Genomic DNA, 14,822 nt, shown 5'->3' with positions numbered 1-14,822 from the left:
TATTATGTCGCTGGGAATTTGACCGGTTGGCCGTCTTTACCGCGCGCGCCTTTGATCGGCTCGTCAAGCGAGTTTTTGGGCGCGGTGGCCTCAGCAATAAGCTCGCTTTGCTCTTCATCGGACATACGTTGCCAGCCTTCACGGGTCAGCCGTTCGAGCGGGCGATAGCGCACCTTATATTGCATCCGCGGCGATCCCTCGACCCAATAGCCGAGATAGACGTAGGGAAGCCCTTGCTCCGCAGCGCGCATTATGTGGTCGAGAATGATAAAATTGCCAAGCCCCGCGCGTGCTTCATGATCGGGATCATAAAAGCTGTAAATCATCGACAGACCGTCGCCTTGGCGATCGGTCAGGCAGGCGCCGACCAAACGGCCCGGCTCACCATTTTCGCTCGGCTCGCGGTATTCGACAACATAGCTGGTGACCGGCGTATGCTCGACCATGTCGGCGTAATCGAGCTCATCCATTGCCGCCATGCCGCCATCGGGATGGCGCGCGCTGAGATATTTTGCCAGCAGCTCAAATTGTTCATCGGTCGCCCATGGGCGACACTCTGTCACAACGAGATCTTTGTTGCGCTTCATCAGCCGTTTTTGCGTGCTGGAAGGTTTAAACTCTTCCGAGACTACTCGAACGGAAACGCATGCCTGGCAATCAATGCAGCTGGGCCGGTAAGCCACGGTCTGACTGCGGCGAAAACCAATGCGGCCAAGCGCTTCGTTCAGCTGATCCGCGTGCCCGCCCTTAAGCTCTGTAAAGACTTTGCGCTCGCTCTTGCCCGGCAAATAAGGGCAAGGCGCAGGGCTGGTAACAAAGAAACGAGGAAAGCGGATCGGGGCCGTCACGGGTTTGCCTTGAGTCCTTGTGCAAAGGGTGAATCAGGGGGTTGGGCGTTAAGACATTCTTATGCCTGTTTGGTCGCCGCAGTAAAAGTATCTTAACCACAAATCAGGGTTAATAAAGGCTTACTTTGCACATTTTGCCGCAGGAATGGCGCAATTGCGTGGGGCAGGAATTGGGATTGACACCAATCCGGATACAGTTTGATTGCTAGGGGTTAACGCGTAACCGGGTGGAAAGCAGCCTACGCGAGCTCAGCCACAGTCACTTTGTAATCCGCCTCACGCAGGGCCGCGACCAAGGCATTGAGCTGATCCGCGTCGCGCGCCTCGCACTCAATATCAGTGATCAGGCCCTTCGCGGGCAGCGTCGTGAAGATGCGCTGGTGGTAGATCTCGATGATGTTCACATTGTGCGCATCGAACAGCCGCATGACCTTGAACAAAGCGCCCGGCCGATCCTGCAAAGTCACTCGCAGACGCGCGAGCCGCCCTTGCCGCGCCAGGTCACGCAGCAGCACGTTGGCGAGCAAACGGGTGTCGATATTGCCGCCGCACAGGACCATGCCGATGGATTTTCCAGCGAAGCGTTCTGGATGTTGGAGCACCGCCGCTAGACCCGCCGCCCCCGCGCCCTCGACCACGGTCTTCTCAATTTGCAGCAGCAAAGCGACCGCTTTTTCGAGCGCCAGCTCATCCACCAGCAGGATGTCATCGACGCGCTCGGCGATCACCTTGCTGGTGAATTCGCCTGGCTGTTTGACCGCGATGCCTTCCGCCAGAGTGTCGCCGCCGCAGATCCGGTCTTCGCCTTTGATCCGCGCATACATGCTGGGAAACAGGCTGGCCTGAACGCCGACAATCTCAATGTCGGGATTGAGCGCGTGGGCAACCGTCGACATGCCAGAGATCAGACCGCCGCCGCCAATCGGGGTGACCAGACAATCAAGGTCAGACTTTTGCTCCAGCATCTCCAAAGCGACGGTGCCTTGGCCAGCGGCCACATGCGGATCATCGAACGGGTGCACAAATGTCAGCCCCATTTCCTGCTCCAGCTTGCGCGCATGGGCGTTCGCATCGTCAAAGGTCTCGCCTTCGAGTACAACATTGCCGCCCACGCTTTCGGTCTGCATCACTTTAACAGTCGGCGTGGTGCGCGGCATCACGATTGTGACGGGCACACCCAGCCGCGTGCCGTGATAAGAAAGGCCTTGGCTGTGATTGCCAGCAGAGGCGGCGATCACACCGCGAGCGCGCTGTTCATCGGTCAGTTGCAGCAGTGCGTTGAGCGCGCCGCGCTCTTTATAGGCGGCGGTGAACTGCAGGTTTTCAAACTTCAACCAAATCTCCGCCTCGGTAATCTGCGACAGTGTAATCGAGTGCATCATCGGCGTTTTCACAACCGCGCCATCAATACGCGCAGCCGCGGCGCGCACATGATCAAGGGTTAGGTCAGCAAGGCCGCGAGATGCGGGGGCTGATGCGGCGGCAGAGGCAGATTGTGCTGTCATAGTGCCGGGGCGAGTAAGCCTTTGCGTTGCGAAGGGCAAACCCAATTGCGTGATCTGCTTTATTGGCAGGTGCGGCAATTGCCATTACTGCCTCGTGTCATGAGCAAAACCCAAGTGAATTCAGACCTGACAATCGCCTTTATCGGGCTTGGCGTGATGGGCGGCCCGATGACCGGGCATCTCGCACGCGCAGGCCACAAAGTCAGAGCCTACAACCGTTCACCGGAGCGTGCCGCGAAATGGCAGGACGCATGGGCGAAGGAAGGCCTCGAAGTTACTTTCGCCGCAACGCATGCCGAGGCGGCAAGCGGCGCGGACATTGTTTTCACTTGCGTCGGCAATGATGAAGACCTCGCCAGCGTGACCTTCGGCGAGACCGGGGTTCTCGGCGCGATGACCGAGGGTGCTTTGCTGGTCGATCACACGACCGTGTCGGCGGATATGGCGCGGCGGCTAGCGGCTGCCTGCGTAGAAAAAGACGTAGATTGCGTCGATGCCCCGGTGTCTGGCGGCCAAGCGGGCGCTGAGAACGGCCAGCTCGCCATCATGTGCGGCGGCAGCGAAGAGGCCTTAGCCCGCGCTGCGCCGGTGATGGATTGCTACGCCAAATCGATCGTCCATGTCGGCGATGTCGGCGCTGGGCAAACCGCCAAGATGGCCAACCAAATGTGCATCGCAGGCGTGCTGGCTGGCCTGTCCGAAGCCATACGGCTCGCCGAGGCGGCAAGCCTTGATATGGACAAAACCTATCAAGCGATCTCAGGCGGCGCGGCGCAAAGCTGGCAAATGGACAATCGCTGGGCCAGCATGGCAGCCGACAGCTTCGACTTCGGCTTTGCCATCGATTGGATGCGCAAAGATTTGGGCTATGCCCTTGATGAAGCAAACCGCCTGGGGCTGTCATCACCCGTGACAGCGCTGGTCGATCAATTCTATGCCGAAATGCAAGCAGGGGGCGGCGGTCGCCGAGACACCAGCGCGCTCATCACCCGGCTGCCGCAAGCCAAGAAGGACTAAGACAGAGATATGATCCGCAAATTCACCGCCGCGCTTGGCGCTGCCACTGCCATTCTTGCGCTCAGCGCCAGCCCCGCTGCGGCAGACACCTTGGTCTACAATGTCGACGGCATCACCATTGGCGAGGACGGCGAGCTGAAGCGCTTTGTCGGATTGGTGTTCGACGATGAGGGCAAGATCACTGATCTGGTCGAGCGCGGCGAGGAACGCCCCAGCGATATCGACTTTGGCGTGGACGGCGAAGGCCGGGTCATGCTGCCCGGGATGATCGATGCGCATTTGCATGTGATGGGCGTTGGCTTTGGCGCGCTTACGCTGGATCTGTCGCAAACCACCTCGCTCGAAGACGCGCTGGAAAAAATCGCAGAGTTTGCCGCCGAGAACCCAGGGCGGCCCTGGATCCTCGGGCGCGGCTGGAACCAAGAGAAATGGGGGCTTGGCCGCTTCCCGACCGCCGAGGAATTGGACGCAGTTGTGTCTGACCGCCCGGTCTGGCTAAGCCGGGTCGATGGCCATGCGAGCTGGGCCAATACCAAGGCAATGGAAGCCAGCCGGCGTCACAGCCGCCTCGCAATCACCCAGCGGCGGGCGGATAATCCGCAAGGCTGGCAGCCAGGAACCCGCAGGCGTCTTCGTGGATGCGGCAGAAAGTCTGGTGAATGCAGTTGTGCCCCCTCCCCGCCCGGAAGACCGCGATCTGGCGCTGCGCAAGGCGCAGGAGATCCTGTTCGCGAATGGTGTGACCGCTGCCGCTGACATGGGCACATCGATTGAAGATTGGCAGACCTACCGCCGCGCGGGCGACAATGGCACGCTCAAGATGCGGATCATGTCCTACGCCCGCGATATTGAGACCATGTCGCTGATCGGCGGCCCCGGCCCGACCCCGTGGCTCTACAATGACCGCCTGCGCATGGGCGGGATTAAGCTCTATCTCGACGGCGCATTGGGCTCGCGCGGAGCGACGCTGAAGGAACCCTATGCCGATGAGCCAGGCACACGCGGTCTGCCGCTGCTGTCGCAAGCACAATTGCGCAATTTGATGAGCCGCGCCGCCCTCGATAATTTTCAGCCCGCCGTCCATGCCATTGGTGATGCGGCGAACTCCGATGTGCTGGCCGCGATTGAAGAGCTCAATTCAAGCTACACCGGCGATCGGCGCTGGCGGATCGAACACGCTCAGATCGCCGATCCAGCAGACCTGCCAACCTTTGGCAAGTTTGGGATCATCGCCTCGATGCAGCCGCTCCACCAAACCTCTGACCGCCTGATGGCAGAGGCGCGTTTGGGCCCAGACCGCCTCGGCGGCGCCTATGCTTGGCGCAGCGTTTTGAATGTCGGTGGCCGCCTTGCCTTTGGCTCTGACGCGCCGGTTGAGCCAGCTGATGCGTTCGCTGGCATTGCCGTCGCAATCAGCCGCACGGATGCAAATGGTGAGCCGTTCGGCGGTTGGCGCGCGCAAGAAACCGTCAGCCGTGAGCAAGCGCTGCGCGCCTTTACCGCGGATGCTGCCTATGCCGGATTTGCCGATGGCCGGTTTGGTCGCTTGATCCCCGGCGAACGCGCCGACTTCTTGCTGGTCGACCGTGATCCAATGCTGGCATCACCTGCGGATATCCGCACAACGCAGATCAGCGAAGTGTGGGTTGGCGGCGAGCAAGTCGTCGCGCGCTAAGCCCACGCGAGCTCTGCGTGGTTGCGCGCGGCGCATCACAGGGGCATTGTCCAATTGATCACAAAGTGAATTGTTTGCGGCGGTCGGAACCGCTGCTTTGCACAAATCGCTAGGCGATCTTGCGTATGTTCAAACCGAGCTGCGCAGGTGATTAAAGCAGCAAGAACCGATTCGGGGTTCGGACGTTATTTGGAGAGTGGCTCAGTGAGCAGTTGCAGCATTTTCCGCACTTCAAAGTGCTGCAAAAATGCATCAGATTGCAGGATGTTTCGCTACATCACTGAAAACGAAGGATTTTAAGAACCGAAATGGCGGCGCTTCGCTCAAGATTAGGGTTGCCATGAACTAATAGATCGCCTAATTAACCAACGAATTCTGAGTTTAATAAGAATCAATCAGGAGAATATTGATGAAATTCCGTACGCTTGCCGCTGCAACAGCAGCAGTTTCGCTCGCAGCAACCCCGGCTATCGCAGAAGCCGCATTTGACCGTTCGGCTGCTCCAGTCGAAGGCGAAAGCGAAATCGGCGGCGGCTCTTCAGGCATCATCATCGCCCTTCTGGCAGCAGCTGCTGTCATCGGTGGCATTATCATCGCTGCAGACGGCGACGACGATCCCGTCAGCGCCTAATAGGCGAAACAACATCAATACGAATTACGGGGTCCTTCGGGGCCCCGTTTTTTTGGTCTTTTGAAACGGCCAGTTGTTGAAGCGATCCTCGCGTCGAAGCATTTGGCAGCGACCGGCAAGTAGATTGAACCCTAGCACTTCTGTGTGATGATGCCCGGGCACTTTGGGCACACTTCAGGCCCTAGGGCCTCCACAAGATCGCCTTAGCTGGCAATCTCATCATCTGACCCGGAAGTAGCAGAAGCTACGTCTTCGGCGCCCACAACACTTGCATCTTCCGCAGCATCCGCATCGTCGCTATCAGCATCCTCATCCGCACGCTGCCCGCGCTCTTGCAGGCGCATCAGCACCAGCGAGCCTTCAAACAGCAGTAATAGCGGCACAGCCAGGATCACCTGCGAGCCCGGATCCGGCGGCGTCACAATCGCGGCAAGCGCCACCACGCCAACAATCACATAGCGGCGAGCGGCAACGAACTGCGCCCGCGTAACAATGCCTGCGCGGTTCAGCAGGAGCAACAAGACCGGGAGCAAAAAGCTGACCCCGAAGGCTAGGATGAACTGCATAACCAGGCTGAGATAGTCGCCAGCAGCGGGCAGAGCCTCGATCGTGAGCCCGCCAGCCTCTCCCTCAAAGGTCAAAAACCATCGAAACGCAGTCGGCATAACTATAAAGTAGGCCAGTGAACCGCCTGCCAAGAACAGCACCGGTGTTGCGAGAAGAAACGGCAGGAATGCCTTCTTCTCTTTCGCGTAGAGGCCCGGCGCGATGAAGGCCCAGAGCTGGTTCGCGATCACCGGGAAGCTGATGAAGAATCCAGCGAACAAAGCAACCTTCAGCTCAACGAAGAACACTTCGTAGAGCTTGGTGAAGATCAGTTGGCCTTCGCCCTCTGGAAAGGCGTCTTTCAACGGCTGGATCAAGAAGCCTAGTATCTGGTCCGCAAAATAAAAGCAGACACAAAACGCGAGCATCAGCGCAATGACCGAGCGCACCAGGCGACTGCGCAGCTCGATCAAATGATCAAGCAGCGGCGCCTGCGTCTCGTCGATATCTCTTATTCCCAGAGCCATTGCCGATCTCTAGCCCTCGCTCTTCGTCGATGGCTTTGGCTTCGCTTTGGCACGCGGCTTTGTCTTTGCCTTGGATTTGGGCGCGCTTTCTGAAGCCGTCTCAGCGTGTGCTGCCTTCTTAGTCTTTGGCTTGGCTTTGGCCTTGGGGCGCGCAGCAAGCGGCAGTTCCGGCTCTTTCGCCGCAGTTTCGGCGGCATCGTCCGCTTTGTTCTTTGCCGCCTTGCTCGCTGACTTGGTGCTCGCTCTTGCCTTAGACTTTGCGGGCGCTTTCGCTTCCGCCGTGGCTGGCTCAGGCGCAGAAGGCTTTGCCACCTCAGCGGTCTGGGCCTTTGGCGCGGCGGGTGGAGGTCCGGTCATCACCGGCTCACCAACGGCCGTCTCTGCCGAACCCGACTGACGCTTCATGATCTCTTCGTTCTGCGCCTGCCACTTCTTTTCCATATCCTCGAGCTCAGCCTCGCGCACCATCGCGTCGAGGCCTGTGCGAAAATGCGAGGATACCTTGCGGACCTGACCGATCCAGCGCCCAGCCGTGCGCATTGCCAAAGGCAAGTCCTTTGGCCCGATCACGATCACCGCGACAATCACGATGACGAGCAATTCTGCGGCGCCTAAATCGAACATATTTAGCTGGTCCGGCGCATTGCCGCTCTCTGTTCAGAGGTTACTTGGAGGCGTCTTTCTGCTCTGCAGATGCGGTCTCGCTCGCCGCCGCGCTCTTGTCCGCTGGCGGTTCAATCTGCCCGGCGGGCTCTGATGGCTTGGCGGCAGGCGCGTCGACATCTTCGCTCATGCCCTTTTTGAAGCTTGAGATGCCTTTGCCGAAATCGCCCATCATTTCTGAAATACGGCCTCGCCCAAACAGGATGAGGACCACAACGGCGACGATGGCGATTTGCCAGACACTAAAACCCATGGGGGAATGACTTTCTCTGCTTAACTTGAGACGCTAATATAGGCGCGATGGCGGCGCTGCGCCAGTCGCTAATCCAATGTAGGCGTCGGAGAGCCGGTTTCAGGGTCAGTTGAGACGGCGCTTTCCTCGGTGTCAGGGCTGTCCAGAGCCTCCGCTTCCGCCTCGTCCGTATCGCCGGTGTCCGGGCTCATCGCTTCTTCCAGTGCATCATCAACCGGATCAAGCAGGCCGGCAGCTTTCAGCTCGTCAATCCCCGGCAAATCGCGGCGCGAGCTTAGTCCGAAGTGATCGAGAAACTCTGGCGTCGTCGCATAAATAACCGGGCGGCCGGGCACATCGCGGCGGCCAGCCAGCCTGATCCAGCCCGCCTCCATCAGCACGTCGAGCGTGCCCTTGGCGGTCTGAACCCCGCGAATGGATTCGATATCGGCGCGGCTCACCGGCTCGTGATAGGCGATGATGGCCAGCACTTCGGTTGCGGCGCGGCTGAGGCGGCGGACCTGCTCGCGCTCTCGGCGCAGCAAATGCGCCAGGTCCGGCGCCGTCTCAAAATGCCAGCGCTTGCCGCGCTCCACCAGATGGACGCCGCGCTTGTCGTAAAACTCGCTCAGCTCTTTTAAGCCGTCGCGCACATCGGAATGGCTCATCCCGCCCAGGTGCGTGCCCAGCGCCTCGATGCTCATCGGCTCTTCAGAGGCAAACAGTGTCGCCTCGACGCTGCGCGCAATCTCGCTTGGCACCTCGCTCACTGCGCGCTCACTTTCTCTCGCAGGCGGCGAATGCGCAATGCGCCGTAAGCCACTTCCTGAGACAGCTCTGCCCGGCCCAGCCGCGCGAGCTCAAGCGCAGCAACAAAGCTGGAAGCGAGCGCGGACTTGCGCAATTTCGGCTCTGCATGCGGCGGCAAGAAGTCGCGGATTTCCATCCAATCGAGCGTGACACCCAGCATGGAGGAGACCCGCTCCAGCGCGCTGTCGAGCGTCATAACCGGACGATCAGAGACATGATAAATGCGCGGCGCAGTGCGCGCCTTCACCTGACCATAGGCCTGAATCAGCGAGAAACTGTCGCACTTCCACTGCGTCTTGCGATCAATGCGCAGACCCTCTGGCGCGCCGCGCGTAAAAATGTCGCGCCCGATCCGGTCGCGCCCCATTAGCCGGGCCGCTGCCTCGCGCATTGCGCCGAGGCGCTGGAGCCGCAATTGCAGACGCATCGCGAGCTCTTCTGGGCTTGGGTCTTCCTGCTCATCCTTGGGTAGGAGCAGCGCGGATTTGAGATAGGCGAGCCATGCCGCCATCACGAGGTAATCGGCGGCCAGCTCCAGCCGCATGGCCTCCGCCTCCTCAACATAGGTGAGGTATTGGTCGACCAGCGCGAGGATCGAGATTTGCCGAAGGTCAACCTTTTGCCTGCGCGCTAGGTCAAGCAACAGATCGAGCGGTCCCTCCCAGCCATCCAGCTCCAGATAGAGCGCCTTCTCACGCTCGCTCTTTTCAGAAGCTGCGCCATCGGGATCGCCCCAATGCGCTTCACCCGCGCTGTTCACGCTGCCCGGTTCCGGCTTTTCGCCGCTGCCGCCCTCTAGCATGAAACCATCTGAGCTCATGCCGCCGCCTCCGCAATGTTTAGCAGAGCATCACGCTTTGCGAGCAATTCTGATGCCTCGCCCAGGTCATCGCGGACCTGAGTGCTTTCCAGCGCGCGGTCGAGCCGCGTTGCCGTCGCCTCAGACATGGTGGGCAGAGCCTCCACGATGCCGCGCATATCATCCATTTTAGCCCAGCAATTGAGGATAATGTCGCAGCCCGCAGCATACGCCTTGGCCGAGCGCTCTGGGATGGTGCCCTCCAGCGCCTCCATATCGATATCATCGGTTAGCAGCAGGCCGTCAAAGCCAATGGCGCCGCGAATAATTTCGGTAATCACCTTGGATGACAATGTCGCCGGATTGTCCGCATCCCATGCGGTGAACAGCAAATGGCCGGTCATGCCCATCGGAGCAGAGGCTAGCGAGCGGAACGGGGCAATGTCATGCTCCAATTCCTCCGCACTGGCGGTGACCGTCGGCATTTCCTTATGCGTGTCGGTCATGGAGCGGCCATGGCCCGGCATGTGCTTGATACAGCCGGTCACTCCGCCGCGCGCCAGCCCATCCAGGATCGCGCGGCCGATGGCGGCGACTTGCACCGGATCACTGCCGAGGGCGCGGTCGCCGATCACATCGTGTGCATTGGGCTGGCGGACATCGAGCGGCGGGTGGAAATCCACCGTAATGCCCATCGCCGACAGCTCCAGCGCCATCGCATGAGCATTTGCCCGCGCGGCCTCAATCGCGCTGGTAAGCGCAATTTGATAGAGCCGGTCGAACGCTTCTCCAGCGGGATAGGGTGCCCATTCTGGCGGGCGCAGTCGAGCGACCCGGCCGCCCTCTTGATCAATAGAGACCAGCAGACGGTCGCGGCCATGCAGACTGCGCAGATCATCGGTCAGTGCGCGCAGCTGCTGAGCATTTTCGCAATTTCGTCCAAACAGGATGTAGCCAGCCGGATCGGCCTCCTTAAAGAAGGCGCGTTCCTCCTCGGTTAGCGCAGGGCCAGAAAGTCCAAAGATGGCCGGTGTCATTGGCGAAACCTTGCAGGCGCACCCGGTTCAATCAAGCGCGGTAACCCTGATCCGTGGGGAAAAGTGGCTGAGCCTCTCGCCTCAACGCTTCACCTGGCAGGCAACGCCGTCGGCCTTGAGATCGGTGCAGAGCTTTTGCGCAGCGGCAAGATTGCCCGCCACCGCTTGCAGCCGGTAGACCGTGCCGATGTCCGCCTCGCCCTTTTGGACGCGGTGACGCACACCGTTTAGAACACTGGTTTGACGTGTGAGCGTGACCCAGCCAGCCTCGGCCTTTGCCCGGCTGCCGTAGGCGCCAACTTGCACGCCAACGCCGCTGTTCGCGGCGGGCTTATCCTCGGTGCTGCGGGTCGCAATGGCTGGGCCAGAGCTGGCCGAGCTGCTGCTTGATGCAGCGCCAGCCGCATCAGAGCCGCCCGCGCCAGCGCCACTTTCAGAGGCTGAACCCGCCGCTTCGCCAGCGTCGGCGACCACGCCGTCACGGCTTTGGCCTTCGCCAACCGCCGGGGCAACATTGCCCGTGCCTGCGAATTCTTTACCGCCGGGGTCATCCGGGCGCTCTTTATAAGGGCCTTCTGGCGCGACAATTGTGCTGCCATCGGCGACCAATTCCTGATCGCCCGTCTTGTTGGTGACGAACCACACCGCTCCGATCACTCCGGCCAATAGGGCCAGCAGGATCGCGGCAAAGCCAATGATCCGCGCGGTATCTACACCGCCATCATCATCTTCTTCATCGGATTCCAGCCACGGCAGGCTTTCTTCTTCTGACAAGTCGAGTTCGGCTGCATCGCTCATAATTGTCGCCCGCAAACATCACCGCCTGCGGCCCCTTCCATTAAAAGCCTCTCGGCTCTCACATAGATTCCACCGCCTCAACGCCGAGCACGCCGAGACCATTACGGATCACTTGCCCGATTGCATCAGCAAGGAAAAGCCGTGCGCCCGTTAAACCAGCATCTTGTTCCAAGATGAAGCGCTTTTGCGGCGAATCATTGCCGAGGTTCCAGAAAGTGTGAAGCTCTGAGGCCAAATCATAAAGATAAAAGGCGATCCTGTGCGGCTCGCGCGCTTTTTCGGCGGCCTCAATCTCGCGCGGGAATTGCGCGGCAAAGCGGATCAGAGCCAGCTCTTCATCGCCCAATTGCGCCAAATTCTCACCTGATGGGGCAAGGCCAGCCTCAGCCGCCTTACGCAAGGTCGAACGGATCCGCGCATGCGCATATTGAACGTAGAAGACCGGATTGTCCTTGCTCGCCTCGACCACCTTGGCGAAATCGAACTCCATCTGCGCTTCAGGCTTGCGTGTCAGCATGGTGAAACGCACCACATCCTTGCCCACTTCGCCCGCCACATCGGCCAGCGTCACAAAGGTGCCAGAGCGTTTCGACATCTTCACCGGCTCACCGCCGCGCAGCAGCTGAACCATTTGCACCAGTTTCACGTCGAACGGGGTAGGCCTCCCCTGCCCCTCGCCCAGCGCCGCGACTGCAGCTTTGATCCGCTTAACCGTGCCAGCGTGATCCGCGCCCCAGATGTTGATCATCGCATCGGCGGTTTGCGCCTTTTGCATATGATAGGCGAGATCGGCGCCAAAATAGGTCCAGGAACCGGAGGACTTCTTGATCGGCCGGTCCTGATCATCGCCAAATTTTGTTGAGCGGAACAGCGGCAGCTCCACCGGCTCCCAATCTTCTGGCGGGGCCTTGCCCTTGGGCGCTTCAAGCACGCCATCATAGACCAGATCATGTTCGCGCAGCCACGCCTCGGCGGCATCAGGTTTGCCCTCGCGGTGCAGCTGAGCCTCTGAGGCGAAGACATTGTGATGAATGCCCAGCACCGCCAGATCAGCCTTGATCAGCTCCATCATGGCATCAACCGATTGCTTGCGGAACAGCGCCAGCCATTCGCTTTCATCGGCACCCGCATAGGCATCGCCGTGCTCTTTTGCGAGCGCCGCGCCGAGCGGTTTCAAATAGTCTCCGGGATAGAGCCCCTCTGGGATCGCGCCGATATCCTCGCCCAGCGCTTCGCGGTACCGCAGATGCGCAGAGCGGGCGAGCACGTCGACCTGGCCGCCCGCATCATTGATGTAATATTCGCGCACCACCGAATGGTCGGCAAATTCGAGCAGGCTGGCGAGCGCATCGCCCACCACCGCGCCTCGGCAATGGCCCATATGCATTGGCCCGGTCGGGTTTGCGGAGACATATTCGACATTTACGGTTGTGCCCGCGCCCATATCGGAACGGCCATAGGCGTCCGCCTTCGCAGCGATCGCCGCAAGTTCAGCCAGCCATGCAGCCGGATCGAGCCGCAGGTTGATAAAACCCGGCCCTGCGATCTCTGCGCTGGTGATTTGCGGGTCGGCCTCAAGCTTCGTAGCGATTTGCTCAGCCAAGGCGCGCGGATTGGTCTTGGCCTGTTTTGCCAGCACCATCGCGGCATTGGTCGCGAGATCGCCGTGGCTCGGATCGCGCGGCGGCTCCAGCGTGACATTGGCGAAATTGATGCCTTCGGGCAGCACGCCGTCTGCTTCCAAAGCCTGAAGCACACTGTGGGTCTTAGCCGCAAAGGCGGCGTAGAGTGTTGGTTGATCAGTCATAGGAAGCACGCGCTACCTTAATTTTCTGCTTGCGCAAGAGGATCGCGGTCCGAGCAACGGTCGCAGCGCGACCGCAAGGCCGACCGGCCGCCCGCAGCGACGCGACCTTTGGTCGCATGAGCGAGGAGATCGCACACCGGATGGTGTGCGGAACGAGTTAACGCGTGGCGTTATAGGCCAGCTGCTGCTCGGTCAGTTGAAAGCCGACCAGCATTTCAAAGCTGGTTCGCTGGATCGCCGCGCGCACTTCTGGTGCGGACAGCGGGTCAAGCGCGGCGTCAACATCGCCAGGTCGTCGCTTGCGGGTGATCCGCTCGCGAATATCCTCAGGTAAGGTCGCAGCGGCGCGGTCAATATAAGAGGAGGCGGTTCCGCTGGCCTGAGCACGCTCCTGGCCGTCGGCGAAGCTAATCGTTACTTCGCCAACTCGCTTGGACACGACGGCGCTACCGCCCTGCAATACAGTGACGAAGTAAGGCACGGTGACGCTGCGCGCGCCGCGAACGTCGGTGCGGCGGGCGAGAACATCAAATGTCGCTTGGCTGTAAACCTTCTCGCCGCTCTCATCACAGGTGTGACGCAGATTGGTGATCGTTGCCGTCATATCCAGATTGGCCGCCGTCTGATCGCCAGCCGCGCGGAAAGCAGTGATGTCGCCGGTGTAGTCAGGAATGCCCACCGATGGGCAGGATGTCAGGACGGCGGTGATGCCCACCCCTTGATCAACCACCAACTCGCCTTCGCGGGCACAGCCAGCAAGGGCAGCAACAAGAGCTAGAGCAGGCAAAATCGGCTTGCGAAACGTCATGAACTGGGTCGTCCTCGATTAATCGATCCAATGCGCGCGCAGCGTTTGGCCGCACACCACAAAAACTGAAGTATCACGCCCTAGCGGCGGACGTCGCAAAGCGCTAGAGGGGGCGATATGAATGCTCCCTTTCCCAATTCCGACAATGGCAGCTCGCCTGCCTCTGGCGACGGACCAGCCGACCAGACCCCGCTAACCTTGCTGATTGCGGCCCCGCGCGGCTTTTGCGCAGGCGTGGACCGGGCGATTGAGATCGTCGAAAAATCGATCGAGCGCTACGGCGCGCCGGTCTATGTCCGCCATGAAATCGTCCACAACAAATACGTGGTGAACTCGCTGAAGGCGCAAGGTGCGATCTTCGTTGAGGAATTGGACGAGGTGCCAGACGACGCCCCGGTCGTCTTCAGCGCGCATGGCGTGCCAAAATCGGTTCCAGCCGAAGCGCAGCGGCGCAATATGATCTATGTCGATGCGACTTGCCCGCTGGTATCAAAAGTTCACCGGCAGGCTGAGAGGCAGCTCGAGAAGAAGCGCCACATCATCTTTATCGGCCATGAAGGCCATCCTGAGGTGATCGGGACGATGGGCCAGGTTGACGAAGGCCAGATGACCCTGGTCGAGACCGTGGAAGACGTCGACAAGCTGCCGTTTGAGACAGATGACGAGCTTGCATACCTCACGCAAACGACCCTGTCGGTTGATGACACAGCCGAAGTGATCGCGGCGCTCGAATGGCGCTATCCTAATATTCGCGGACCGAAGGCGGAGGACATTTGCTATGCGACCTCCAACCGTCAGGCAGCGGTCAAACAGATCGCCAAGCAATGCGATCTGCTGCTGGTGATCGGCGCGCCCAATTCGTCCAATTCGCTGCGCCTCGTCGAAGTGGCCGAGCGGCTGGGCACGCCCGGCAAATTGATCCAACGCAGCAATGAGATTGACCCGGCATGGCTCGACGGAGTGAATACGCTGGGCGTCACCGCCGGGGCATCTGCGCCGGAGATCCTGGTGCGCGAAGTGGTCGCCAAGATCACGGAACTGCGCCCGGTTAACGAACAGACAATCACGGCAGCGGAAGAGAAGATGGTCTTCAAACTGCCGCGCGAATTGACCGAATAA

13 protein-coding genes and 2 pseudogenes are annotated in these 14,822 nt (G+C 60.2%); 4 read left to right on the top strand and 11 right to left on the bottom strand.

Translation table 11 applies throughout. From position 1 onward, the window contains the following. Positions 1–2: 2 nt before the first annotated feature. Together AC0V6U_RS01465 and AC0V6U_RS01460 are read right to left on the bottom strand one after the other, a co-directional pair. Positions 3–848 (bottom strand): arginyltransferase, encoded by an 846-nt coding sequence (locus AC0V6U_RS01465; RefSeq protein WP_472644457.1) that lies wholly within the window; start codon positions 846–848, stop codon positions 3–5. 239 nt (positions 849–1,087) lie between these two features. Beyond that, entirely contained in the window at positions 1,088–2,353 is a 1,266-nt protein-coding gene (locus AC0V6U_RS01460; RefSeq protein WP_472644456.1) for a threonine ammonia-lyase, read from the bottom strand. A gap of 99 nt (positions 2,354–2,452) precedes the next feature. Here AC0V6U_RS01460 and AC0V6U_RS01455 point away from each other — a divergent pair, with 99 nt between their 5' ends. From AC0V6U_RS01455 to AC0V6U_RS01445, 3 genes and pseudogenes are all read left to right on the top strand, one after another. Further along, positions 2,453–3,370 carry an NAD(P)-dependent oxidoreductase gene (locus tag AC0V6U_RS01455; RefSeq protein WP_472644455.1) on the top strand — a complete coding sequence of 306 codons (918 nt, stop codon included), beginning with the start codon at positions 2,453–2,455 and terminating at the stop codon, positions 3,368–3,370. A 9-nt stretch (positions 3,371–3,379) separates the two neighbouring features. Next, positions 3,380–5,045 (top strand): annotated as a pseudogene (locus tag AC0V6U_RS01450) (amidohydrolase). 409 nt (positions 5,046–5,454) lie between these two features. Next, complete coding sequence (locus AC0V6U_RS01445; RefSeq protein WP_472644454.1) at positions 5,455–5,676, top strand: hypothetical protein; 222 nt, start codon at positions 5,455–5,457, stop codon at positions 5,674–5,676. Positions 5,677–5,879: 203 nt separating this feature from the next. Here AC0V6U_RS01445 and tatC read toward each other — a convergent pair whose 3' ends face one another. The 9 genes and pseudogenes from tatC to AC0V6U_RS01400 all read right to left on the bottom strand — a co-directional run bounded on the left by tatC (position 5,880) and on the right by AC0V6U_RS01400 (position 13,703). Further along, positions 5,880–6,749, bottom strand: a complete 870-nt coding sequence (gene tatC / locus AC0V6U_RS01440; protein ID WP_472644453.1) for a twin-arginine translocase subunit TatC — start codon at positions 6,747–6,749, stop codon at positions 5,880–5,882. 399 nt (positions 6,750–7,148) lie between these two features. Then, positions 7,149–7,373 (bottom strand): annotated as a pseudogene (gene tatB, locus AC0V6U_RS01435) (Sec-independent protein translocase protein TatB); the annotation flags it as partial. 40 nt (positions 7,374–7,413) lie between these two features. Continuing rightward, positions 7,414–7,665, bottom strand: coding sequence for a twin-arginine translocase TatA/TatE family subunit (locus tag AC0V6U_RS01430; protein ID WP_472644452.1), 252 nt, complete (start codon positions 7,663–7,665; stop codon positions 7,414–7,416). 68 nt (positions 7,666–7,733) lie between these two features. Then, on the bottom strand, positions 7,734–8,414 hold the full coding sequence (gene scpB, locus AC0V6U_RS01425) for an SMC-Scp complex subunit ScpB (protein ID WP_472644451.1): 681 nt from the start codon (positions 8,412–8,414) through the stop codon (positions 7,734–7,736). After that, positions 8,411–9,274, bottom strand: coding sequence for a segregation and condensation protein A (locus tag AC0V6U_RS01420; RefSeq protein ID WP_472644450.1), 864 nt, complete (start codon positions 9,272–9,274; stop codon positions 8,411–8,413). The genes scpB and AC0V6U_RS01420 overlap by 4 nt, the downstream gene beginning before the upstream one ends. Further along, on the bottom strand, positions 9,271–10,290 hold the full coding sequence (nagZ, locus tag AC0V6U_RS01415; protein WP_472644449.1) for a beta-N-acetylhexosaminidase: 1,020 nt from the start codon (positions 10,288–10,290) through the stop codon (positions 9,271–9,273). Before nagZ ends, AC0V6U_RS01420 begins: the two co-directional genes overlap by 4 nt. Positions 10,291–10,371: 81 nt before the next feature. Next, positions 10,372–11,088, bottom strand: a complete 717-nt coding sequence (locus AC0V6U_RS01410; protein ID WP_472644448.1) for an SPOR domain-containing protein — start codon at positions 11,086–11,088, stop codon at positions 10,372–10,374. Positions 11,089–11,146: 58 nt separating this feature from the next. After that, the gene (gene argS, locus AC0V6U_RS01405) at positions 11,147–12,895 is read right to left on the bottom strand and encodes an arginine--tRNA ligase (RefSeq protein ID WP_472644447.1); all 1,749 of its coding nucleotides are present in this window, start codon (positions 12,893–12,895) and stop codon (positions 11,147–11,149) included. 157 nt (positions 12,896–13,052) lie between these two features. Next, a complete protein-coding gene (locus AC0V6U_RS01400) occupies positions 13,053–13,703 on the bottom strand; it encodes a hypothetical protein (RefSeq protein ID WP_472644446.1) in 651 nt (216 codons plus the stop codon). 117 nt (positions 13,704–13,820) lie between these two features. Here AC0V6U_RS01400 and ispH point away from each other — a divergent pair, with 117 nt between their 5' ends. Beyond that, a complete protein-coding gene (ispH, locus tag AC0V6U_RS01395) occupies positions 13,821–14,822 on the top strand; it encodes a 4-hydroxy-3-methylbut-2-enyl diphosphate reductase (protein ID WP_472644445.1) in 1,002 nt (333 codons plus the stop codon).

It is taken from the genome of Erythrobacter sp. W36, from assembly GCF_057364935.1.
The sequence above is the reverse complement of the archived record's forward strand: the minus strand, read 5'-3'. Positions and strand labels throughout refer to the sequence as shown.

Coding starts and splice junctions, on each gene's coding strand:
- AC0V6U_RS01460 (WP_472644456.1), bottom strand. CDS start 2,353: ATGACAGCACAATCTGCCTCTGCCGCCGCATCAGCCCCCGCATCTCGC.
- AC0V6U_RS01455 (WP_472644455.1), top strand. CDS start 2,453: ATGAGCAAAACCCAAGTGAATTCAGACCTGACAATCGCCTTTATCGGG.
- AC0V6U_RS01445 (WP_472644454.1), top strand. CDS start 5,455: ATGAAATTCCGTACGCTTGCCGCTGCAACAGCAGCAGTTTCGCTCGCA.
- tatC (WP_472644453.1), bottom strand. CDS start 6,749: ATGGCTCTGGGAATAAGAGATATCGACGAGACGCAGGCGCCGCTGCTT.
- AC0V6U_RS01430 (WP_472644452.1), bottom strand. CDS start 7,665: ATGGGTTTTAGTGTCTGGCAAATCGCCATCGTCGCCGTTGTGGTCCTC.
- AC0V6U_RS01420 (WP_472644450.1), bottom strand. CDS start 9,274: ATGAGCTCAGATGGTTTCATGCTAGAGGGCGGCAGCGGCGAAAAGCCG.
- nagZ (WP_472644449.1), bottom strand. CDS start 10,290: ATGACACCGGCCATCTTTGGACTTTCTGGCCCTGCGCTAACCGAGGAG.
- AC0V6U_RS01410 (WP_472644448.1), bottom strand. CDS start 11,088: ATGAGCGATGCAGCCGAACTCGACTTGTCAGAAGAAGAAAGCCTGCCG.
- argS (WP_472644447.1), bottom strand. CDS start 12,895: ATGACTGATCAACCAACACTCTACGCCGCCTTTGCGGCTAAGACCCAC.
- AC0V6U_RS01400 (WP_472644446.1), bottom strand. CDS start 13,703: ATGACGTTTCGCAAGCCGATTTTGCCTGCTCTAGCTCTTGTTGCTGCC.
- ispH (WP_472644445.1), top strand. CDS start 13,821: ATGAATGCTCCCTTTCCCAATTCCGACAATGGCAGCTCGCCTGCCTCT.